This window comes from Burkholderia torrens (assembly GCF_984668525.1).
The window spans coordinates 423990-447112 of record NZ_OZ480211.1 but is presented as its reverse complement, the minus strand read 5'-3'; the positions used below and the strand labels follow the sequence as shown (position 1 = coordinate 447112).

General features: G+C 60.8%; 19 protein-coding genes and 3 pseudogenes. 7 read left to right on the top strand and 15 right to left on the bottom strand.

Annotated features, from left to right (window positions below):
• Positions 1–373 precede the first annotated feature (373 nt).
• From tssJ to icmH, 3 genes are all read left to right on the top strand, one after another.
• Entirely contained in the window at positions 374–973 is a 600-nt protein-coding gene (gene tssJ / locus AC5LXX_RS02060; RefSeq protein WP_493410331.1) for a type VI secretion system lipoprotein TssJ, read from the top strand.
• Positions 974–1074: 101 nt separating this feature from the next.
• Complete coding sequence (gene tssK, locus AC5LXX_RS02055; RefSeq protein WP_089466526.1) at positions 1075–2421, top strand: type VI secretion system baseplate subunit TssK; 1347 nt, start codon at positions 1075–1077, stop codon at positions 2419–2421.
• The gene (gene icmH / locus AC5LXX_RS02050; RefSeq protein WP_493402172.1) at positions 2418–3200 is read left to right on the top strand and encodes a type IVB secretion system protein IcmH/DotU; all 783 of its coding nucleotides are present in this window, start codon (positions 2418–2420) and stop codon (positions 3198–3200) included. Before tssK ends, icmH begins: the two co-directional genes overlap by 4 nt.
• Positions 3201–3348: 148 nt before the next feature.
• Here the strand turns inward: icmH and AC5LXX_RS02045 are convergent, their stop codons facing one another.
• From AC5LXX_RS02045 to AC5LXX_RS02025, 5 genes are all read right to left on the bottom strand, one after another.
• Entirely contained in the window at positions 3349–3753 is a 405-nt protein-coding gene (locus tag AC5LXX_RS02045; RefSeq protein WP_493410330.1) for an Imm1 family immunity protein, read from the bottom strand.
• Between the two features lie 14 nt (positions 3754–3767).
• Entirely contained in the window at positions 3768–4085 is a 318-nt protein-coding gene (locus AC5LXX_RS02040) for a DUF7716 domain-containing protein (RefSeq protein ID WP_493410329.1), read from the bottom strand.
• 213 nt (positions 4086–4298) lie between these two features.
• Positions 4299–4883, bottom strand: coding sequence for a hypothetical protein (locus tag AC5LXX_RS02035; RefSeq protein WP_493410328.1), 585 nt, complete (start codon positions 4881–4883; stop codon positions 4299–4301).
• 115 nt (positions 4884–4998) lie between these two features.
• A complete protein-coding gene (locus AC5LXX_RS02030; RefSeq protein WP_493411080.1) occupies positions 4999–5178 on the bottom strand; it encodes a MafI2 family immunity protein in 180 nt (59 codons plus the stop codon).
• A 183-nt stretch (positions 5179–5361) separates the two neighbouring features.
• Positions 5362–5748: a hypothetical protein gene (locus tag AC5LXX_RS02025; RefSeq protein ID WP_493410327.1), complete on the bottom strand. Its 387-nt coding sequence runs from the start codon at positions 5746–5748 to the stop codon at positions 5362–5364.
• Positions 5749–5948: 200 nt separating this feature from the next.
• Between AC5LXX_RS02025 and AC5LXX_RS02020 the strand changes: the two are divergent.
• Positions 5949–6094: pseudogene (locus AC5LXX_RS02020) on the top strand (integrase core domain-containing protein); the annotation flags it as partial.
• 23 nt (positions 6095–6117) lie between these two features.
• Here the strand turns inward: AC5LXX_RS02020 and AC5LXX_RS02015 are convergent.
• The 6 genes and pseudogenes from AC5LXX_RS02015 to AC5LXX_RS01990 all read right to left on the bottom strand — a co-directional run.
• Positions 6118–6253, bottom strand: a pseudogene (locus AC5LXX_RS02015) (RHS repeat-associated core domain-containing protein); the annotation flags it as partial.
• A 337-nt stretch (positions 6254–6590) separates the two neighbouring features.
• Positions 6591–6815 (bottom strand): hypothetical protein, encoded by a 225-nt coding sequence (locus AC5LXX_RS02010; RefSeq protein WP_493410326.1) that lies wholly within the window; start codon positions 6813–6815, stop codon positions 6591–6593.
• 356 nt (positions 6816–7171) lie between these two features.
• Positions 7172–7694 (bottom strand): annotated as a pseudogene (locus tag AC5LXX_RS02005) (RHS repeat domain-containing protein); the annotation flags it as partial.
• A 27-nt stretch (positions 7695–7721) separates the two neighbouring features.
• A complete protein-coding gene (locus AC5LXX_RS02000; protein ID WP_493410325.1) occupies positions 7722–8252 on the bottom strand; it encodes an imm11 family protein in 531 nt (176 codons plus the stop codon).
• A gap of 55 nt (positions 8253–8307) precedes the next feature.
• The gene (locus AC5LXX_RS01995; protein ID WP_493410324.1) at positions 8308–12963 is read right to left on the bottom strand and encodes an RHS repeat-associated core domain-containing protein; all 4656 of its coding nucleotides are present in this window, start codon (positions 12961–12963) and stop codon (positions 8308–8310) included.
• A gap of 56 nt (positions 12964–13019) precedes the next feature.
• The gene (locus tag AC5LXX_RS01990; protein ID WP_493410323.1) at positions 13020–16199 is read right to left on the bottom strand and encodes a type VI secretion system Vgr family protein; all 3180 of its coding nucleotides are present in this window, start codon (positions 16197–16199) and stop codon (positions 13020–13022) included.
• Between the two features lie 337 nt (positions 16200–16536).
• Between AC5LXX_RS01990 and AC5LXX_RS01985 the strand changes: the two genes are divergently transcribed.
• Positions 16537–17337, top strand: a complete 801-nt coding sequence (locus tag AC5LXX_RS01985) for a transporter substrate-binding domain-containing protein (protein ID WP_493410322.1) — start codon at positions 16537–16539, stop codon at positions 17335–17337.
• Positions 17338–17396: 59 nt separating this feature from the next.
• Here AC5LXX_RS01985 and AC5LXX_RS01980 read toward each other — a convergent pair whose 3' ends face one another.
• Complete coding sequence (locus AC5LXX_RS01980) at positions 17397–17600, bottom strand: hypothetical protein (protein WP_493410321.1); 204 nt, start codon at positions 17598–17600, stop codon at positions 17397–17399.
• A gap of 302 nt (positions 17601–17902) precedes the next feature.
• Positions 17903–18442: a hypothetical protein gene (locus tag AC5LXX_RS01975; RefSeq protein ID WP_493410320.1), complete on the bottom strand. Its 540-nt coding sequence runs from the start codon at positions 18440–18442 to the stop codon at positions 17903–17905.
• 330 nt (positions 18443–18772) lie between these two features.
• On the opposite strand from AC5LXX_RS01975, the gene AC5LXX_RS01970 reads away from it, so the two are divergent.
• Both AC5LXX_RS01970 and AC5LXX_RS01965 read left to right on the top strand, forming a co-directional pair.
• Positions 18773–19858, top strand: coding sequence for a sensor histidine kinase (locus AC5LXX_RS01970; RefSeq protein ID WP_493410319.1), 1086 nt, complete (start codon positions 18773–18775; stop codon positions 19856–19858).
• A 1-nt stretch (position 19859) separates the two neighbouring features.
• Entirely contained in the window at positions 19860–20594 is a 735-nt protein-coding gene (locus AC5LXX_RS01965; RefSeq protein ID WP_493410318.1) for a LytR/AlgR family response regulator transcription factor, read from the top strand.
• Between the two features lie 69 nt (positions 20595–20663).
• On the opposite strand, the gene AC5LXX_RS01960 is transcribed toward AC5LXX_RS01965, so the two are convergent.
• On the bottom strand, positions 20664–21215 hold the full coding sequence (locus tag AC5LXX_RS01960) for a hypothetical protein (protein WP_493410317.1): 552 nt from the start codon (positions 21213–21215) through the stop codon (positions 20664–20666).
• Entirely contained in the window at positions 21202–23100 is a 1899-nt protein-coding gene (locus AC5LXX_RS01955; protein WP_493410316.1) for a TIGR02594 family protein, read from the bottom strand. Before AC5LXX_RS01955 ends, AC5LXX_RS01960 begins: the two co-directional genes overlap by 14 nt.
• Between the last annotated feature and the right edge of the window lie 23 nt (positions 23101–23123).

Here is a 23123-nt window from a genome sequence, read left to right as displayed (position 1 = left end):
CGGCGCGTGAGTTTTAAATCGTTGAGAATCTGGTTCTTTTGCTTTGCAAGAAGCGCGCGGGTATAGTACCGATCAATTTTTCATAATTCAATCGTCGTGTGAAGAGTAATTCCTTTTAAAACCGGGCGCTACCCCCTCGAATGGCCTATCGCTGCGGGTTCGCGGCGGTTTTCCTTTCGGCCGGGACGCGCAAGTTTTACTGGCCGCACGACGCACCGCCGGGGTGGCGGAAAAAATTTCCGAACGTCTGCCGAGACGCAGGCGCGCTTAATAGTTGAACAATGCAACGCCGGGGATACGCAGCGAACGCGGAAATACCCGGCAGAATTGACAGGGATAAAGGCGGCACGCCGGAAACACGATGAGATCGTCCATGATTCGCTACGCGCTGCCGCTGGTTGTGTGCACCCTCCTGGCCGGATGCGCGGCCGCTCCGCTGCTCGGCTCAGCCGCGAGCGCCGTGATGTCCGCGGCCGGTATCGGCAAGCCCGAGGTGCCGGACGCGCAGAAGCCGCCGCGCAATATCGGACTGACGCTGGCCGCCGCGCCGAACCTGAATGCCGCGACCGACCACAAGCCGCTCGCGCTCGTCGTCCGGCTCTACGCGCTGAAGGACCCGACGTCGTTCCAGCAAGCGCCGTTCGACGCCTTTACCGATCCGACCAAGGAAAAAGCCGCACTCGGCGCCGACCTGTTGAACGTGCGTGAAATCACGCTGATTCCGGGCCAGCGCTATACGGCGACCGAGAAGGTTTCACGCGAAGCGCAGGCGTTCGGCATCGTCGCGCTGTTCCGTGATCCCGCACTCCAGCGATGGAAACTGACGTTCGATCCGGCGAAGTCGGAGAAATCCGGCATAATCATCGGCCTGCATAATTGCGCGATGACGGTCACCGATGGCACTGTCATTGCACCGCAGCAGGGTGCGCCTTCACAACCGCTGAATATGCTTTCTTCGGTGTCCTGCGGTTAAACATGTCGCACGAATGTCAATTAACAAGAGTTAACAATTGGCGATTTTATTCGGGCACGACCAATCGATGACATCGCAACGCCACATTAACCGGATTTGACATGAGTTATTCGGCCAAGGTGCTGTGGGGGGAAGGGCTGTTCCTCCGGCCTCAACACTTTCAGCGACAGGACGCGTACCACGAGGCGCGCCTGTTCGAGTCCATCCAGGCGATCCAGCCTTACAACTGGGGCGTGCGCTCGGTGCGCATCGACCGCGACGCGCTCGGCAGCAACGTGCTGCGGGTGGCGGAACTCGCGCTCGTGTTCCCCGACGGCGCGCTGTATGCCGCGCCGCAGGCCGACGACTTGCCGCCGCCGATCGCGCTGGATACGCTGCCCGACGGCATCAACGAATTCGTGTTCTATCTCGCGCTGCACCCGCTGCGCGAGAACGGCACGAATTACAGCGACGATCCGGCCGCCGGCTTCATGACGCGCTTCGTCAGCGAGCAGACGAGCGTCGCCGACAACTTCACCGATGCGGCGGAAGCCGACATCACGTTCCTGAAGACGCAGGTCAAGCTGATCGCGCACAGCGAACCGCGCGACCAGTTGCTGTCAGTGCCGCTCGTCCGCGTGCGCCGCACCGCGACGTCCGGTTTCGAGATCGACGACAGCTTCGTGCCGCCGTGCCTCGCGATCGACGCGTCGCCGATCCTGCACCAGCGGCTGCGCCAGCTCGTCGATGCGCTGCAGGCGAAGGTGAACGCGCTGTACGGTTTCCACCGCGAGCCGTCGAAGAACATCATCGAATTCCGTTCCGGCGACATCGCGTCGTTCTGGCTGCTGCATACCGCGAACGCCGCTTTCGCGACGCTCGCGCACCTGCACCAGCACGCGGCGCTGCATCCGGAGCGGCTGTTCCAGGAACTGCTGCGCCTCGCGGGCCAGCTGATGACGTTCTCGAAGGGCTATACGCTCGCCGACCTGCCCGTCTACCGCCACGACGATCCTGGACCGAGTTTTGCGCGTCTCGACCTGATGCTGCGCGAGCTGCTCGATACCGTGATCTCGACGCGCTACTTCGCGATCACGCTCGACGAGGTGCGTCCGTCGTTCCACCTCGGCCGCCTCGATTCGGGCAAGATCGACGACAAGACCGAGTTCTACCTGGCCGTGTCCGCGGACATGCCGAGCGTCGAGCTCGTCGATGCCGTGCCGGCCCGCTTCAAGGTCGGTGCGCCCGACGACGTCGACAAGCTCGTGCTGTCGGCGATGCCCGGCGTGCGGCTGTCGTACACGCCGCAGGTGCCGCCCGCGATTCCTGTGCGACCCGGCGCGTGCTACTTCGCGCTCGATTCGCGCAGCCCGCTGTACGAGCGCATGCTGCAGGCCCAGTCCGCGATGATCTATGCGCCGACTGGCATCAATGACCTGAAATTCGAACTGATCGCGGTCACATCATGAGCTACGCGCCTTCCCTGTTCGGCGACAACGCGCCGGCACCCATGCATACCCCGGCGTCGACGGACTCCGCGTTCCAGGCGCGTTCGCTGCTCGACCTGTTGTACGACGGCTTCTTCATGCTGTTCCTGCTCAAGAACAAGCGGGAACCGGACAGCGCCGGCGAGTTCAGCACGCGGATCCAGGAATTCCTGTCGGATTTCGAGCGCGGCGCGAAGAAGCTGAATATCGCCGCCGAGGATGTGTACGGTGCGAAGTTCGCGTTCTGCGCGGCCATCGACGAAATGGTGCTGTCGTCGCAGTTCAAGATCCGCGCGGACTGGGAACGCCGGCCGCTGCAGCTCGTGCTGTTCGGCGAGCAGCTCGCGGGCGAGAAGTTCTATCAGTATCTCGAGGAGTGCCGCGCGCAGGGCGCGGCGCGGCTGCAGTCGCTCGAGGTGTTCCATATGTGCCTGCTGCTCGGGTTCCAGGGCAAGTATCTGCTCGAGGGGCCGGAGAAGCTCGCGTACCTCACCGCACGGCTGGGCGATGAAATCGCGCATATGAAAGGCAAGCGGGCGCCGTTCGCGCCGCATTGGCCGCTGCCGGATCAGATCGCGCATCGGTTGAAGCGTGAGGTTCCGGTTTGGGCGATCGGGGCGGTTTTTGCGCTTGTCGCGCTGCTCGGGTATCTCGGGCTCAATACGTATCTCAAGGACAAGACGCTGCAGGCGTTGGCGCCTTATTCGCAAGTCATCAAGGTGGGCCCGGAGTCGGCTAATTTGACGATTTCGTTGCCTTGAGGGGCGCGTGTTTTTCGAATGCCGCTTCATGGAAAAAGGACCGCCGGGCGGTCCTTTTTTGTTTTAGCGTGCGCAAATCGCTTCCTGTTGCGCGCGCAACGCTGTCCGATTTTCGGCCACGTTTATTTCCTGGCTGTCGTGCAGCGAGTCAGCCGGGTTGCCAGCATAACCGCGGATCGGCGCCGCCGGTCGATACGAAATAGGCTGCCGCCTGCGTCGCCGTTGCACGGTCGACGCACTGCCGCGCCGGATAGCTGCCTCGCTGGCCGCCTGCCACGAGTTCGATCGTTTCGTCTGCGGGTGCTTCGAGCGTCGTCAGGTTCAGCGACGCGGCATCGATCTCCGATACGATGAAGACGACGTATCGGCCGTCGTGGCCGCCGCCAATCGTCATCACCGTTGCGTTGTTCGCGTCGAAGGCGACGGTCGAGCGATCGCGGCCGTTCAGTCGTTCGACGGCCGCGATTGCCTGCGTGGGGTCGTCGCACAGCGCTTCCGTCACGTACGAACGGTTGCCGACGGTTGTTTCCTCGATCACTGTCGTCGTTCGCATTCGCCAGCGTCTCTTCAGAACAGGATAAATGCGTCGTTCTCGACGTAGAAGACAAACGCGTCGAGCAATTGTGCGACGCTCGGTTCGTCGACCTGATCGTGCGCGTTGATCACGATGTCCTCGATCGTCGCACTGTCGAGCGTGACGCGCCAGCCGGGGTGCGGCACAGAGGCGGGTGCCGTGTCGGTCTCGGGGTCGTCAGCGTCTTCGGTGAATGCCCCCTCTGTATCGAGCGTCCACGGCGTCGGCGGCAGGCAGAGCCATCCGGAGAAATCTCCGGGGTGTTCGAGAATGTGTTGTAGCGACACTTCGGTCGTGGTGGTGGTCGACATGGGTATTGCGGTAGTAACTGGACTGGAGTCAATGCGCAGGAGCGGCGATGTGGCAGGTGCACGAAAGTGCCTGCGTCGCGGCGCTCGTATCAGCGAGCCGTGATTATGCCAATTCCGTATGCGCATAGTGGACTCGGTGGTTCCTGTCGGTCAGTGAACGGACGCGATACCACCATTCGAGATCGAGTCTAATTTCCCGCGTCGGATTGCCCTTCAGGGTTGGTAGCGGATCGTTTCATAGATCTTGGCCATGCCCTGCTTGGCGGCGCCCTCGTTCGCAGCCAATCCGGACGAGAGGACTACGCAGGTCCAGCCCTTGCCGCAGACCTTGCTGGTGACGAGATCGAGACGGTGCGCGTAGAGCTCGTCTTGATTGAAGATCGTGTGCGTATAGCGTGAAGCAAGTGCCGGATATTTACCGCTCAACATGAACGGCATGAAGTCCGGCTTCGTGTACTGGGTGGGCTTGTCGTCCACCTGGCTCTGGTACAGGTACTGCGCAGTACCTTCGAACGAAGGTGCGACCTTCGTTCGCAACACCTGAACAACCACGTCCAGATTCAGTACTTCGAATGCCGATTTGTCGGCTTGGATACTGACTCCTCGGCCGTCGCTGTCCTGGAGCGGATCGTTCGCCGTAACGCTCCAGTCCCTCGGGAGCTGGAAGCTCAAACCGTTGGATTTGAAGAGCTTTGGACGAGCCAGATCAGGGGCTGCGGCGGCTCTTGGTCGGAAGTCGTCGGCATATGACGTCGTCGCGAGCGAGAGAAGAAGGAAAGACACGAGAATGGTTCGCATGGAGCGCGCTCTTCCTGAGCACCACTTGAAACCTGCATCCCACATATACATCAGCCATCCCCCATATCGAGAAAAAATCCATCCCTTATACAACCTCAATTTCCCAATCGGCTCACTACTTTTTTGAAATCTCTACTTTTTGCCAATTGAACTGCGGGCAAGATACTACGACTTCCGTGATCACCACATCTATGACCTCACCATCCTCCTCATCAGGTTCCCTAGCCCAATAAACACATATGGTGATCAGATCCGAATCGAAGTCGCACGCAATCGCCAGCCTCTCACGAACCAAATTCAATAAAAATAGCGAAGATGACCCACTTTACGCCAATATCAGAAATTTTTACTCGCCAGCATACAATTCACGCCAATCGACAAGTATCCTCATCACTTCGACTGAGCGATTGCGCGCCCTATCGAATGATAACAATCCGGAAACGCAAAGCCTCCATTTTTATTCGATAGCAAGTCGGTCCTACAAAGCTAGAGCATCGTAAATAAAAATCCCATCCCCCTTACCCTTCTTATATGCATGCATAATAAGAGTAAGATCACTTTCAACGCCATCTATTATTATATCGAGCTGCAGCCTCTTACTGGATTCCGATGGCGCCCCCGGATCAATTTCATACAACTTCACGTGACCAACGATGTAGCCTCGATCAGGAACTCCAATCCTTTTTAGCGCACCCTCATCCAGAATATCCCCGCACAGATATTCCAAAATATTCCTCTTAATCCCCTCCGACTCTTTGGCATCAAAATTCCCATCCGAAATCAATTTTTCGAAATTATTTTTCGAAAAGCACTCACATATCTTGGATATCTCAAAGATCATATCCTCTGCAATCCATTTGCTCACACCACCACCTCCTAGTTGAACTACTTCTATTCCCTGGCACACGAGTCGGCATATCAGCCGTAACGCCCATACTGGAGAAATAATTGTCAACCCGCATTACATGGCAGCGAGTTTCATCTGCAGAAAAACCAGCTCGGCGTAGCGCCCGGTATGAAACCCGACGCTCCGCTGCATATGTACAGCCGACACCTCTCTGACGCTGGTTTCGTACACGAGTCGAAGCCAAGGTCGTCATTGAGCAATGGCGGCAGATTCGGCGCATTCGAGTCTGGCCTACCTGACGCCCAACAAGTTTAAGCAGCGATACTGTTCAACTAAGGCAATCGAGGTCGTTCGACAAGATTAAAACGGTCCGAAGAAATCAGGCAGGTCACCGTCGCTCTCGTACGCCAGCGTGCTCCCCCCACCCGAACATCGTCCGCTCGCCGTTCAACTCCTTCGCAATACGTCGACCGAACGCGTCATAGAAATGCCGCGCCTGACTCTGCCGCGACGTCTCGGCAACTGGGCTGCCGTGGATCGTCCGCCAGCGCTTTCAGCCATTCCTGCTTGTTCGATCTTCCGTGTGAGCCATCACCGCATATCGGACACGCGAGCTTCGACGCGAGTCCTAATATATCGAAACCGCGCTTTTGCTAAGCAAGTATGTCAATAGGCACCATTTACTGCACAGTCTGGCTTACTCCACAGCGCGTGCTTGCAAATCTACTTTCTCAGGACAAGGAAGGTATCTACGACTTTTCCCGCCGATTTCAGGTTACTGAGCTGCACGAATTCGGGAGTCGAAAATCCCCCTCTCGACCTCAATTCTTCCAATTTATGCCCAGCGTACTCACACGAATCTACCGACAGAATAATCTCCGCCTCATGTTTTTATTTTTAAACCCATCGCCTGCCCCCTCTACAAACGTATAGTGAACGACCCCGCCGGTCGACCTATCACTGGCGACCATTTCAAGTTTTTCACCATCCTTAAGATCACCGATAGCACCTAGAAACACCTCACCCTCCTTCAAATCCAAGATGAATGAGATTCCACCAAATTCTCTCAACACCTCCAGCATCATTGACAATCCTTATTCCCAATATCAAGCGGAACATACACGTTCTTTGTAACGACATGATTTCCATTACCCATCGGCCGCAGGAACTCAAAGTGGACATGGGGAATATCCGGCACGGTGGGGATACCCATTCCATGGCCGCCGCTATAGTCTGAGGGGATCACGCGCACCTAACGCTTTCCATCCAAACTCCGCCATTTTCCAGGGCCAACTTTCAAAAAATCATCACCTAAAAATTTCGTTCGCTTCTCCTTTAGCCCGCCCCTGCAAATGATGCGCCGCCATTTGAAAAAATTTAGAGTCGACTTATTCGACTTATCCTTTCCGAGCAGATCGCCGGCCCGACTACCGGATACGTATTTGATTCCGAGCGCGTCAATCCACTCAATCGGAGTGGGGGCATAAATCTGTAAATTCCCACCACCTGCCAACTCTATCGGATCTTGAGATATGAATCGCCCGATTCTCTGATCGTAGTATCGATTCCGGACATAGTACAAGCTCGTTTCTGCATCAACTTGTTGCCCCTGGAACCGCAACGGATTCTTCGGCACGACCCCGGCCGCCTTCGACGCCCGCGCAATTACCTCCTGTGCTTCACCCCACACCTTGTACGACGCCTCCCATACGACGTCTCCGTCGTCGTCCGTCAAAAATTGCGGCGTACCGATCTGGTCACAGTGGTAATAGAAAGCGTGCGCATCACCAACCCGCTCCAGCAAGCGTTGCAACGGATCGTCTTCCGGTACGTAACGATCGGATTCGCCACGCGACGGCGTCTCGAACCCGCTTACCGCTGAGGTATCGAACCATCGGCACGAATGAACCCGCTTCGTAAACGTAGTACGAGCTGCCTCGCTCACTGCTCTCGTCCGCTAACGTAAGGTTGATGCCGCCTGCCAGGCGAAATCAACCGACCGGCGGGATACCGGTAATGAATCTGACTCCCTTCTTCGTGGCGAACAATACAGCGTCGGCAAGTCGATCCCCTACGACAATGTATGTCGGGGAGTCGAATTGCCGACCAATGCCATTTCCAGAGAAATCGGGGCGTAAAACCATTTTTTTGAAGCCGACCTTGGCATCAGGAAATCCCGATACTTTCACCACTATCGGCTCAGAAGCATCGTGATCAACCACGTCAACTTTCCTTATCGGATTGAGAAGAAAGTACGAGCCATCAATAGCCTCTCCGTTCGATCTAATAGCTACCGGGATGAACTGGACGTCATTGTCATCCGCCAGACCTTCAATCGCAGCACGCACCGCTTCACTTACGAGCGGAATCAAGATGTCCGACCAGATGACGCCATAGTCTTGAATTTTTGACAGCCCTTTTTTGGGAAGCTCAAATACCAATGGATCTGATCTTACAAGGCGCTTTGCCGCCTGCAACTCGAAGCGATCCACCCCATTTGCTGCCTCATCGTAGAGTGCCATCCGACTTTCCGGATAGTCCGCCTCCGTGGTCCAGATTTTCGTCATATTTCCTCGCTTAGTTTGGACACGCCCATGGTCGATGGTTCTTGTTGAGCATCCGGCTCCCTGCCTTCAGTTCGACCCGCTCTCGCGCGATGATTCCGCGCAGAGCCTCGTCATACTGCTTCTGGCCCCAGCCCTGCTGCTTTCCTATTGCCACAGCGTCATTCATTTGTCTGGACAAGTTTGTGCTGACAATGTTCGGATGACGCCCGTTGTGGATCGAGCGAGTTGGATGAAGGCTTTCGTCATCTGGAAGATAGATTTTGTTGGCTTGAGATTGAAGGTCAAAGCCTGCAAGCGCAATTAGAGGGTGGTTCTTCGTCTGCGAATTCTTGTCGCTGATAATGTGGTGCTCTTGGAACCCCTGCGACTTGAGGCAGTCGACTTTTCGCCGAATGCTGGCCTCATGAGCCGGACGGCGGGGCGCCAACCCCAACGGATCGACCCATTCGACCGGGTTCGATGCGTATTGATAGACGTTGATCCCGCCAGCGAGCCCGATCGGGTCGTTCGATACGAACCGTCCGCTACTCGAATCATAGTACCGGTGCCAGTTATAGTGGAGCCCGGTCTCCTCATCCGCCTGCTGCCCCTGGAATCGCAACGGGTTCTTCGCTACGATCCCCGCCGCCTTCGACGCCCGCGCGATCACCTCCCGCGCTTCACCCCAAGCTCGGTACGATGCTTCCCACACCACGTCGCCATCGTCGTCGGTAAGAAGTTGCGGCGTGCCGATCTGGTCGCAGTGGTAATAGAACAGCGCACCATCGCCCCGTCGCTCCGGCACCTTCTGCAGCGGATCGTCTTCCGGTGCGTAGCGGTCTGTGCTCTTCCATTCCGGCGTCTCGATGCCCGAGACCGGTTCTGCGACGTATTGCGCCAACGGCACAAATGTTCTCGGCTCGTACAGATAGTGCGTGCCGCGCTTGCCATCACTCTCATACGCCAGCGTATCACCATCCCACCCGAACACCGTCCGCTCACCGTTCACTTCCTTAGCGATCCGTCGACCGAACGCGTCATAGAAATATCGCGCCTGACTCTGCCGCGACGTCTCGGCGACCCGCGCGGACAGCATGCGGTTGAACTCATCCCACTCGTATTCCTGCTCACCCGCCGGCGTACGCTTGCGCACCAGATTCCCGCGTGCGTCGTACTCGAAATGCATTCCCGCATACGCCTTCAGCAGGTTACCGAGCACCTTCGGCACCTCAACCGGCAACGTGCTTTCCGGCCGTACCGGGCTCGGACGTGATGCAGGCGTCTCCGCAGTCCGCACCGGATCGATGATGTTGCTCGCCGGATCGAACGCAAATCGTTCCCTCGCGATCGGACTGATTGACTCGATCAACCGTCCGACAGGATCGTATCGATAGTCGGTCCCGCCCTTGCGGCTGTCCTCGATTCGCGACAACTGCCCTGCCGCGTCATAGCGATACCGCCGCTCGGCAAGCGGCGCGGGCGACGTCGATCGCTGAATCGTCTGCCGCAGGACGCGTCCTGCCGGGTCATAGTGCGTGCGCTGCCCGACCTTGCTCGACAGCACACGTACCGTCTCACGATGAAGGTCATCGCGCTCAAATTGCACACGCTCCTCGCCATCAAGCAGCATCCCGTGCACATAACCCGAACCGTACATCAACCAATCAACCACATGCCCGTCCGGCCGCACGGTACGCCGTCTGTTGCCGAGCTCGTCGTATTCGTGATGCCACACGTAGCTACGTCTTTCGCCGAACAGATCGTAGGCGTGATGTTCGCGCACTAGATTACCAACCGGATCGAAGAAGAACTGTACGCGGCTGTATCGGTTCACCGCATCGATCAGCCTGCCGCTCCGGTCGTAGGCAAACCGTTCCTCGCTTTTCCCCGCGACACGCCTCATCAGACGGCCGTTTGCGTCGACGTCAATCGACGTCACGCAACCCGCTTCGTCGACCGAAACGAGGCTGCCACTTTCCTTGTCGTATTGATAGCGCGTCGACTTGCCGTCGAAGCTGACCTCCTCGATCAGCCTTCCCGCCGGATCGTAATGAAACTGGTACGTTGCAAGGTTCGCATCGGTCAGCGCGGTCAAGCGCCCGAGGCGGTCATAGCGATACGCAACCGTCTGCCCGAGCGCATCGGCGCGGCTGGCAATGCGGCCGACCGCGTCGTAGCCATATCGCGTCGAACGATTGAGCTGATCCGTGTGACGGAGCAAGCGGCCTTCAGCATCGTATTGGACCTGCTCGACGCCAGCAGGCGAGCGAACTTCGGTCGGTTGCCCGTTCGGGCCGTACCGATAGACAACTACGCCACCGGCCGCGTCCTTTGTCTCGATTACACGCCCGATATCGTCGTAGCGCCACTCCGTCTTCTTTCCGGAGCAGTCCGTATAGCTTGTGAGCTGCGCTGCGTCGTTGTACTCGAGCGTCTTCGAGCCGCCCTTCGCATCGATGATTTGCGTCGGCAAGCCCTTGTCGCTGTATTCGTACTTCGTCGCATGCTCGAGCGGATCGATTTCTTCGATGAGGTTGCCCGAACCGTCGTACTTGCGCTGCCAAACATGCCCATTCGGATCGACGAGTCGGATCATTCGATCCTTATCATCGTATGCCATCTCGACGATGCTGCCGTCGGCACGCTCATGCCACGTCCGGTTCCCCCGTGCGTCATAACGCATCTGCTCAATGCTGCCATCCTGCAGAATGTGCAGCGTCAGATTGTTGTGCTCGTCACGCTTGAACCACTCCTCGCTTCCGTCCGGATACGCGATTCGATAAGCGTACCCCTTGATGTTGAAGTAATAGCGCGTCATCTGACCGAGCGCATCGGTCACGTACGTAAGTCGAATGTTCGGATGCCACGCAAGGCGAATATCGAGACTGCCGTCGTCCGCATACTCGCGCACGCATTTCGCGTTCGCGTTGTTATCGGCATCCGCGCCATCCCATTCGAGCGTCATCCCGCGGCCAGTTCGATCGGTATAACGCGTCACGAGATGACGGTGGTACTGATAGCTCCATGCGTTGCCGTACCGATCGGCTGCGCGCACGAGATCGCCAGCTTCGTCATAGGTGTAACTCGCTAGCGTGCGCCGCTTACCGTCCTCCAGCACCTGCTCGACCAGCACGATCCGCCCTTGCTTGTCATGCTCGAACGACAGCACGTTGCCGCTCGCGTCGATCAAGCGTGCCAGGCGATCGAGCGCGTCATAGTCGAGCGTGATCGTGTTACCTGCGCGATCCTTCTGCATCGCCAACCGGAACGCATTGCCGCGCCGTTCGTACACGTGCAACTCGTCATGGCCGTATGCAATCGTGGTCCACGTTTCGTCGAGTCGCGACAGCGTCAGGTTTTCCGAAAGATCATCATGCACACCTCCTGCTGCGAGGGCCCGATATTCAATACTGCGCCCACTGGCGTCGCGGTAGAACCAGGTATCACCTTCGACGTCGATGCGCGTCGTGTACGGCGTGAGCCACCGCGCGCCAACTTCACCGTTGTCGTATGCGGAAAGACGTGACCGATACGTACGCGTCCAGACAAGCGGTAACGCGCCGGGCAGTTCGAAGTCCGTATGCGCGAAGGTCTCATCGCCAAAAGAAAAATCGATCGACCCAGTCGATGCACCGATCTGACAACCTTTGCAAGGACTCTGGCCAGCACCCTCCGCATGCGCCTGCTGTCCGGTCGCACCCGCTGGCTCCTGAGGACGATCATGTTGCGCTCGCCCCTTGCCGCCAGGCGGCACATCGGCGGTCTTTTCATGAAGTTTCCCGCGCGCGCGCACCCTTGCCACGGCCTCGATCGCTTGCGCGATCAACCACAGCATCTTGCCCTCCTCGCTGCCATTCAGATCGCGGATCGCCGTCGCGACTTTCGGCGCCTCGGTCTTCAGGAACGCGACGATATCGCGAAACGGTTGCAGCCACGAATCCGGAGCAAGCTTCGCAGCAGTCCCGATCGTCGCGTTCCCGGCTTCCTTCCCCAACGCGATCGAACCTTCGTAACCGTACTCGAACGCGTCGACAACCAGCATCGGGTTGTACCAGGACCGCTTGTCCATCTTCTGAGCGATCTTCGCAGTACGTCGCACGTTCGTACTGCTGTCGAATATTTGCCCTTTGAGGGCGAGCTCCAGCCCGGCAGCAATACCGACCATCAATTCCTGCGCCTTATGCGCGCAGTCGTTCAGCAGTTCGACAAGAACGTCCTGCAGAGTCTTCAAGAAGTTTTCGATTTCGGTCGCGGCCGCGGCGTTGACATGCGTGACGAGCACCGAAATGATCGCCGCGCCGAGGTTGCCGCGAGACACTAGCAACTGATTGCGCACGAGCGCCAACAGCGGTCGCGCCGACAACCGGAACGATGCGAGCGGAGGCGGAACAGGAATGACCCCGATCAGGTTGATCGCGAGCCCAAGGTAATCGAGCAGATCGGCGTGGCGCTTCTCGACGATCATCACGATGTCGCAAACCGCGTCGTAAAACGCCATCAGGTTGCCGATGATCGGCACCGCGCTTGCGACCGTTTTGAGATCCTCGAACGAAATGTGATTGCCGCTGATCTTGAGCAACCACTTGTTGAAACGGTCGCCGCCCGCTGCCACATCTTTCGGCGAAATATCGCTGAGCCAGGAAACCGCCTGTTCGTTTTCTGCGCCCGGTGGAAGTTGTTGTGCCATGTCGTTCTTCGTTCAAATCGCGATTTGTTGTTCTAGACGGCTGATGCGCCGCCCTCTCAGGATTTCAGCGGTCCACCGAATCCGCTCGTCGGGAGCTTCATGCCGGTTGCACCGGCAGCGGACGCCACCGTCGTAGCGCCCTTGCCGGCAATTCCGGCGACACTTGGTAGCACGCCTTGCAGCGCGCCGGACGCCGCATTCGCAGCCGGCGCGGCCAGCGCTGCAAGCCCACCCTGGCGCGCCGCCTGCACCATCCCGGCCACCTGCTTCGCAGCACTGCCCAAACTCGAGGCCGTCTGCAGCGCAGAAACAGCGCCCGCCCCGCCCAACGCCCCTGCCGCAGCCGGCAACACGGAGCTCGCCAGTCCGCCCAACGCAGCACCGGCCGTACCTCCGCTCGCAAGCCCCATCGCAGCTGTCGCGGCCGCGGGCGCCATCCCCTTCAACTGGCTGGCAAGCTGCTCCGTCGCTGCGGCCTGCGCCGCCTGCGGCGACGGCTCAACGGGCTCGACCGGCCACTGCGCCTGCTTGAAGTAATTTGCCGGTTGATCCGACTCGCGCGGATCCTTCCCGAACTCGACACGTACCGCACCCGGCGGTAGCCCGCTCACGACCGTGTAGCCGCTGTTGTCGAGTGCCCCCTTCTTCAGCACCGCACCGTTCACGTCTTTCACCGTGAACAGCCCGCCCTTCACCGCCTCGCCGTTCACGTACTTGTGAAACAACTCCAGCTGCCCCGGCTGATCCGGCCTTGGACTGGGCAACGGATACCCCATGCTCGCCGGCCCCGCGAACGTATGCGACGCGCCCTTCACATCGACCGCACCCGGCGTATGAATCTCGATGTTCCCGCCTTGAATGCGGATGTACCCGCCACCGCTCGTCAGCAGGATCCCCTGGTCGGCCGCGATCTCGATGCGGTCCGTCGCCGACACCACCTTCACCGCCTTCTGCGCGGTCACCTCGATGTTGTCCGACTGCGCCTGGATCTCCACCTTGCCCTTGCCCGCGAACAGCTTCATCCCCGCGTTCTGTACGAACAGGCTCAGCTTCTGCCCGATGCTCCCGATCAGCGACTTGCCCGCGGCCACGTGCACGCTCTGCCCGCTCGCCACGTTCACGTGATCGTTCGCGACCACGTGCACCGACTGCTGCGTCGACATCCCGATCCCCGACGGGCTGCCGAACAGCATCACCGGTTCCTTGAACGCGTTCGCGTTACCCGTGCCGCCGCCTGCCGTGCGCCCGCCCGACGCGCTGCCCGACTTGCTGTCCTGCGTCGCGTCCGTGAACGCGCGCATCGTGTCCTGCGCGTCCTTCAGGCTTTCCGCCTGATGCTGCTCGCTCACGCCCGACATCGCCTCGACCAGGCTCTCGCCCGTCACGAGTTGCTGCTGCGCTTCCTTCACGTCGAGCGGCTGGCTGTTCGCCGCCTTCGGGTGTGTCGTCACGTACAGGCCCTGGCTCGCGCGCACCGCGCCATACGCATCGGATCGCAGGTCGAACCCGCTGCCGAGATACGACCCGCGCGAATTGCCGTTCTGGTCGATGATGTAGCCGAGGTGCAGCAGGCTGTTCGCACTGCTGCTCATCAGCTGCACGCGGTTCTGCCCAGTCGCGTCGTCCATCACGAGCTGGTTGTAGCCGCCGCCCGAATACTCCTTCGACCGGTAGCCGGACAGGATTCCGTCGCTATGCCATTGCGGCTGGTTTGCGCCGTTGTACACGCGCCCGACCGCCAGCGGCCGATCGCAATCGCCACCCACATAATCGATCAGCACTTCCTCGCCGATACGCGGCACGTGCACGCCGCCGTAGCCGCCGCCGGTATCGGACTGCACGACGCGCACCCAGCACGACGCATTCTCGTTACCCGGGTTCAAACGGTCCCACACGAACTGCACGCGGATCCGGTTCAGTTCGTCCGTATAGACCTCTTCGCCCTGCGGCCCGACGACGATCGCCGTCTCGAGATGCATCTCCGGCTTCTTGTGCTCGAACGGGCTGCGATACGGCACGCTCACGCGCTGCGCCTCGACTTCGACGAGATAGAAGCCGGTCGAGCCATCTTGGTGCGCCACGCGAAACGCGGGATCGGCGCCGTAACCGTCCTGTGCCTGTATCAATGCCTCGCGCAGGCTGTACGGAAAATCCGCGCTGTCGCTCGCGACCGGCAGGTTGTTCTCGATCCACCACGCCACCTCGATCGCCGCAAACTCGCGCTGATCGGCGGAATCGCGATCGTGCTCGGGGTGGTCGGCCAGCGTGAAGCGCCGGCCGGCATCGATCGCACGCACACCGCCCGCGCCATGAAAGCGCTTTGCCTGCGACTCCCATTCCTCCATCTTGACCTTCGTCAGATGGTCGCCGCGCGACTGGTCGAGATACGTATAGGCGCCCGTGTACTCGTACACCTCGAGCTGATCGGGCAGCTCACCCTGGCCGGCCATCGTCGGCAGCGACGTGCCCTTCGGGTTCGATGGTTGCGACGGATTCTTGTAGTCGAACGTGCGCGTCGATCGCGTGACGCTCTGCAGCGTGCGCGTACCCGACCACTGCGTGAACGCGTCGGCCGCGCTCGTCGCACCGCCACGATAGAAACTCACCGTCTCCGGCGACAGCGGCGCGAACGCCTGCAGATTGTCGGTGATCACGAGCGTGTGCGACTTGCCGTCGTCGGCCTGTTGCCACGCACAGTAGAGCCCTTCGTGCTCCATCAGCCGATGCACGAAATGCCAGTCGGTGTCGTGCTGGCGCGTGTACGAGCGGTTCGGCAGCGGCTTCGACAGCGCGAAGCGGAAATGGCCCTGCGCCTGCGGATGCTGGCTCAGCACGTCGCTGATGATCTGGTCGACGGTCGTGTCGTTCCAGAGACGCTGGTCGCGACGGAACTTCAGGAAATGGGTGAAATCGGCGAAGGTGAGCTGATAGGTCGTGAGCCCGCCGTCGGCGCCCAACCGGCGCGCGGTATGCACGTATCCGTTGATCGGCCGATAGCTGCGGTCGCCCTGCTCGATCCACAACGTGACGGGCTGCGCGATCAGCTTTTTGAGTTCCAGATCGCTATCGGTCGACAGCACGTCGAGCGTGAATTCGTACGCGCGCCCGATCCGCGAGCGGCCGACTGCCCGCTGCACGGTCAGGACGTTGGCCCCCAAGGGCGTATCGAGCTTCAGCAACCGGTCCTGCTGAAGCAACCCGCCGCGCAATGCGGCGATCGTGTTCTGCATGTTCATGGCTACGGCCTTTTCTTCTTTTGACGCGCCCTCGGATGGCGCTGCATTAAATTCAGCTTGCGCGATTTTACAGACAAAACTTTGCACGAACCCAAAAAGCAGCCTGATTCAAAAGCACATTTTTGAACGCGCCGGACGCCTCATGCATCGACCTCGACGACCGACCGCTCGCCGTAACGAGCCCTCGCCGCCCGACGAAATCGATTGCAATCAGGGCCAATTCGACTTCCGGCGCAGCGCGGTTGCGAGTAGTGTCTACGTGCCCGTATTCCGGCCTCACTCGGGTCCGACCGATACCCGGCGCTCACCACACGACACTGAACACTGGAGATCTGCGATGAAACGTTCGAAGTTCCTGCTGTCAGGCCTGCTGCTCGCGTCGGCCCTCGGCTTCACGGCCGTCGCCGCGCACGCGGAAGACCTGCTCGATTCCGTGAAGAAAGCCGGCGTGCTGCGCGTCGGCCTCGAAGGCACGTATCCGCCGTTCAACTCGCGCGGCACGTCGGGCCAGCTCGAGGGTTTCGACGTCGACGTGGCGAACGCGGTTGCCGGCAAGCTCGGCGTGAAGACGCAGTTCATCCCGACCGAATGGAGCGGCATCATCGCCGGCCTGCAGGCCGGCAAGTTCGACGTGATCGTCAACCAGGTCACGATCACGCCGCAGCGCAAGGAAGTGCTCGACTTCAGCGAGCCGTACACGTACTCGGCCGCGCAGCTGATCCAGCGCAAGGACGACACGCGCAACTTCAAGTCGCTCGAGGACTTCAAGGGCAAGAAGCTCGGCGTGACGCTCGGCACGAACTACGACCAGATGGCGCGCACCGTGCCGGGCATCGAGGTGCAGACCTATCCGGGCGCACCGGAGAAGCTGCGCGACCTCGCCGCGGGCCGGATCGAGGCGACGCTCGACGACCGCCTGATGCTGCCGTACATGATCAAGACGTCGAGCCTGCCGCTGCGCGCAGGTGCGGTGCTGAACGGCGGCAAGCAGGAAATGGCGATCCCGTTCCGCAAGGGCAATCCGAAGTTCGAGAAGGCGATCAACGACGCGCTCGATTCGCTGCACAAGGACGGCACGTTGAAGAAGATCTCGATGCACTGGTTCGGCAGCGACGTGACGGTGCCGGTCGCGCAATAAGCGGCCCGGCGTTTCAACGCGTCACGCCGTTCATTTCGATGAACGCGTGACGCGCCTCCTCAAGCCGCTTCGTCGAAGCGCGCCAGCAGCATCTGGCCGATCGGCGTCAGCGCCGGACGCGCCGCCACAGCGCTCATGCGCGCCTGCGTATCGTCGACCAGACGCTTCTCGACCAGCACGGCGAAGGCCGGATTCGATGGATCGACGCTGTCCGGCGCACGCGCAATGCGCAACAGCAACGAGAATTCATGCGGACTCAGCATGGTCCTTGTCTCCTGATCGTCCGCGATCCGGTTCGAACCGGCGTCGATCGTGTTTTCGAATGAAATGGCGCGATGCATGACCGCTGCGCGGCCGGGAGCGAGATCCCGGTTGCCGGCCCGCGACGCGGGCACGTCGTCACGGGCAGGTTGCGCACGGCTCCGTCGGCGATGCCTCCGCGACGGGAACGTGCAACCTTATGTGCGCGCCGTGACGCGGCCGTGACAGCAAAACGGGGGCAAAACTGCACGCGTTACGTGCCGTTTGAGGTCGATGCAGATCAGGTTGGCGACGGCGAACGGCTTCACGAATCGACCGAATACGGGACCCCGCCGCGACTCGATCCGCTCGCATGGCGCATGCAGCGCACGACCACGTTCAGCGCACGCCCGAGCGTCATCCCGACGAGCACGCCCCATCCCGCGAACGACAGCATCGCGAAGCCGCTCGTCGCCGCCCATGGCAGGCGCGCGGCAACGGCGTAATGCATGGCGGTTTCGGCAACGAAGGTCACCATCAGCGTGACGAGGAGGCTCGCGTCGCCAGGCAAGCGCACGCGCAGGCCGGACGGCACCGCGCGGTACTCGAGCCGCCACCGGCTCGCATGCAGCCAGCCCAGCGACGCGCCGCCCAGCACGGCCGCCAGCGCAATCGCGTTCGTATCGACACCCGCGTGCGGAAACAGTCCGTTCAGGCTGACGATGCCGAGCATCCCGAACGCGACGGGCGAAACCAGCGGTCGCGCCGCCGGCACCTCGCGCGGAAAACAGCGCTTGATGCCGATGTAGAGCAGCACGCAGAACATCACGTACACGTAAGGCTTCAGATGAAGGAGCGTGGACATGGTCGAAATCGCCGCATCGGAGTGGACACGCCGACACCGTACTGCGCAGCCCCGATACGCGATGCGGCGTGCGACGGGCGGCCGGAATTCGCGGACGAGTTGCACGTCGCGGCGATGGCCGACGGGTGCATCCCGCACGGAGCGAAGCCCGCACCAGCCAGTGTGCTTCCGTCCGACCTTCCACTACACTCGTGACGGAAGCCGGCCAGCCGTCGGCGGCCGAAGCGCTTCGTCGAAGCTGCGCGCCGTTCGTCGCACCGTACGCGCAACCGGCCTGGCCAGCGCTAAGGTCGCGCCATACGCATCGCACACCCAGCCTCACCCGACACCATGCGAGCCACGTCCGATCCTTCACCGGTCCCGCAGCCACCTGCCGGCGCCGCGCCGCGGCTGCTGCGGGATCCGGCCGCGCTGCTCGCGTTCGCGTGCTTCAACTCGGTCGTCGGCCTGGGCTTCTGGGTCGTCCACGTCGGCGAACCTCTGTTGCCCTACCTCGTCGTCGCCAACACGATCGGCTTCTGCGCACTGCTGCTCAGCCACGCCGCCGACCGGCTGCTGCCGCGCAAGCCGGGGCTCGTGCTGAAAGCCATCGTGATCGCGCCGGTCAGCGTGTGCGCGGGGTTCGAGATCGCCGCGACCATCGTCCGCGGAAACGTACCGCACGTGTTCGGGCAAGCCCGCGTCGGGACATGGGACAACTACGGACCGTCGTTCCTCGTGTCGGCCGTGCTGTTCGTGTGCGTGTCGCTGTTCCTGCAGTCGCTGCGCATGCGCGCGACGCTCGAAACCGAGCGACGCGAAGCCGCCGAAGCGCGCCAGGCCGAGACGGCCGCGCGTCTCGCGCTGCTGCAGGCGCAGATCGAGCCGCACTTCCTGTTCAATACGCTCGCGAACGTGCAGAGCCTGATCGAGCGTGATCCGGCTCGCGCGACGACGATGCTCGACAGCCCGAACCGCTACCTGCGCGCGAGCCTGCGGCGCACACGCAACGCGACGTCGACGCTCGGCGAGGAACTCGAGCTCGTCGAGGCGCTGCTGAAGATCGCGTCGATCCGGCTCGGCGAGCGGCTGTCGTATACGATCGATGTGCCGGAGGATCTGCACGCGCTGCCGTTCTCGCCGCTGCTGCTGCAACCGCTCGTCGAGAACGCGCTGCTGCACGGGATCGAGCCGTCGATCGACGGCGGCGTGATTGTCGTGCGCGGCAGAATGCGCGGCGACAAGGTCGAACTGAACGTGATCGACACGGGCGTCGGCCTCGGCAAAGGCGACACACATCTGCATGGCGGCGTCGGGCTCGCCAACGTCGCGGCGCGCATCCGGACGCTGCACGGCGAGCGCGGCCGCGTCACCATCGAAACGAACGCGAATGCCGCGCATGGCGTAACCGCGACCCTGCTGATTCCGATCGACTGACATGCCGACCGCCCTCATCGCCGACGACGAACCGAACCTGTCCGCCTCGCTCGCGCAGCGGCTGCGGCAGCTCTGGCCCGAACTGGAGATCGTCTCGATGCCGCGCAACGGCGTTGAGGCGCTGGCCGCGCTGAACGCATCGCCGCGGCCGGACATCGCATTTCTCGACATCCGGATGCCCGGCATCGACGGGTTGAAGCTGGCCGCGCTGGTGCCCGACGTGCATGTCGTGTTCGTCACCGCTTACGACGAATATGCGGTCGATGCGTTCGATCGCGCGGCGGTCGATTACTTGCTGAAGCCGGTGACGGACGAGCGGTTGCTACGCTGTATCGCGAAGCTTCAGCGCGGCGGCCCGGGCGTCGCGCATGCGGATGCGCTCGCGCAGGCGGCGCCTTCGCGAGATGCCACGCCGATCCGCTGGTTGACCGTCGGCGTGAAGGATGCGACGCGGCTCGTGTCGGTCGACGACGTGCTGTATTTCCAGGCGTCGGAGAAGTACACGGAAATCGTCACGGCCGGCGAACGGCTCGTGATTCGCACACCGTTGAAGGAGTTGATGCAGCAGCTCGATCCGGAGCGGTTCGCGCAGGTGCACCGCGGCGTGATCGTTGCGTACGCAGCGATCGAGCGGATCGAGCGTGACTTGCTGGGCAGGTTGCGGATTCGCGTGCACGGGCAGCGGGAGATGCTGCCCGTCAGTCGTGCGTATGCGGGGTTGTTCAGGCAGATGTGATGCTATCTGCTGCCATGCCGCTGACCCGACAGATGCGACATGGCGCGATTCCGTGCGGCTGCGTGTAGCTCAATTGCAGGAGTCGAGTCCGAGCACGCCCGTTCGCAACATTACACGTCCCTTGTCCTTGATGAACGACAGACTGTATGCGCGGATTCGCTGCCCGGAGACGCACTGGGCACGGCTCAGGTCGATCGAATAATTGAACTCGGAAACACACTGCCCGACCGGAAACGTCGACGACGTACGCACCGCATCCGGACTGTGGTCATGCCCGGGATAGTACAGGTATGCCGAGTCATGCGCGGCCTTGAACGACCCGAATACGTCCGGATGCTGGGCGAGGAACGCGGCAACGGCACGCGCCCGCGCTGGACCGCCCGCTGTCGTTGCAAGCGACTGCGACAGCTCGGTGATGTTGGTACCCAGCGAGAACTTCGGCGAGGCATAGGCGGCGAAACCGTCCGGCGACGGAAATGTCGCCCAGAAGTCGCGGTCCATCTGCTTGACCTCGGTTGGCGTCAGGCAGTCTTGTGCGAGCGGCCGGGAAAATGCGGCGGTACTGCCGCCGGCCAGCATCGAAACCAGGACGGCGACACACCACGTCTTAACGATCTGCATTTTTCTTTTTCTGAGCAAAGGTAATGTGAAACTCATTGTTGAGGTCTTTCGGCGTGCTCTTTTCGAGCTCGATGCCCTTGGCCAGGCGATCCTGGGCAAACTTCAGATAACTGGCCGGCACGAAGAAACCCTTCAGTTCTGAGGCCTTCTGCATACCGAAGTTGATCGCGTCACTCTGGTTTCCGCCAAGCAGAATCGGAGCTCCCGCGCTCGTCTGCGCATAAACGAAAGCCGCGTGCCCGCCCTTCGGATGCTTGTATATGGCAACTGCGCCAAACACGGGTTTGTCGATCTTCACGAAATTCTTGCTGTGTCGGAACGATTGCGAATCTGCCGGTGCGGACGTCATCGCATACCCGGCCTGATGCAGGCACCAGTTTACAAATGATGCACACCATGGATTGCTGTTGCCGACCAGCGTCTTGAGATTGACGCCGACTTCCTCATGATAGTTGATCGTCTGCGTAATCACGTCCTCTTTCTGCCCGTGCCACAACTTGGCCTGTGCGATTGCATACGTCATCCACGGCGCTTCGCCTGAATCCGTGTTCATTGTCGCAATCGGATGCCCCTGCCCCTGCTTGCTGCGATCGAGCGTGGCGTCGGGCTTGCTCGGCTTGTTTGCAGTCGCTGGCGCGGACGCCGCGGCATCCGCATCCGAACCCGTAACGGGTGCCGCAGCACCGGCCGGCTCCGCGTGCGCAGCACCAGCTCCGGTACTCGCTGCAGCGGGCGCGCTCGCCTCCGGATGATGCGTCGCGCCAGCCGGTGCCGCCGTCCCCGGAGCAGGTTTCGCGATTTGGCTCAGATCGACCTTCTGACCGCCTTCGTCGCCGGCCGGTTCGCCCGAGCCGCGTTGGCGACCCTCAACGTGCGCCGGCGCGGCGTCCGGCTTCGAATGGCCGGGCGAACGCGGTGCGTGCTCGTCAACCGGCTTCGTCATGTTGATATACAGATAATCACCGGCGAAGATTCGTGTCGAATGCAGGTGATTTTCCTTTTGCAGTTGCTCGACGCTCACCTTGAATTTCGCGGCAATCTTGCCAAGGGTGTCGTGGGACACGATCTTGTAACGGAACCCCGTCGGCTTGTCGCGACGGACGGGATCTTTCGCAAAGTGCGCGCCGGTCGGGGCCGAAACCTCAAGCAGATCGTGGAAGAATACATAGGCCGACGATTTCGCCTGCGTTACGATCGTGCCGATTTCCTTCAGCCCTTCGGATCGCTCGATGAACAGCTTGAACTGCTCACCCGCCGCTTCGAACGGCAAGAGCGGAAGCTGCCCCGTCCGGTCCGTCTTCGTCACCAGGTTCTTGCCTTTGCTCTGCACGACGACTTTCTGGTCGGGAATCGGCTTCGTGCCATCCGAGAGCGTCACCGTTGCCGTGCGGATCCACTGCTCGTGCCGCGACTTCATAAACGCATAGAACCCTTCGTACTTCTCCATCGCCTTCATCATCGAATCGAGCTCGGCATCGCTCATCGAATCGATCCTGCGCGTGCGATCGAATCCGGTTTTATCGCAAATGAACGCGATGTACTTTTCCGTATTGTTCTCTAGCGGCGGCGCATAGACATACATCGCACCGGAGATCGACATCAGATTGTATTTCCGGCGCAGCATCGCCCTCTTTTCCTTCAGGCCGGTCTCGTAATCGGGAAAGATCAGGAACTCGCCGCTCTTTGAGTTACCGACACCGATGTGCGTCTTGATGATCCCGTCGTTCGGGTGCTTCTTGTAATCGCGCGGCGGGCGGATGTTGCCAGGGTTGTTGAATCGCCATGCGATCGCCCCGCCGCTGCGCAGCAAGATATCCCCGTTGTCGGCAACGTACTGGACGGTCAGCGTCGCCTTGTCGTGTGTCGCGGAAATGAATTTCGTCATGTCGGAATGCTCAGGAAACCGAA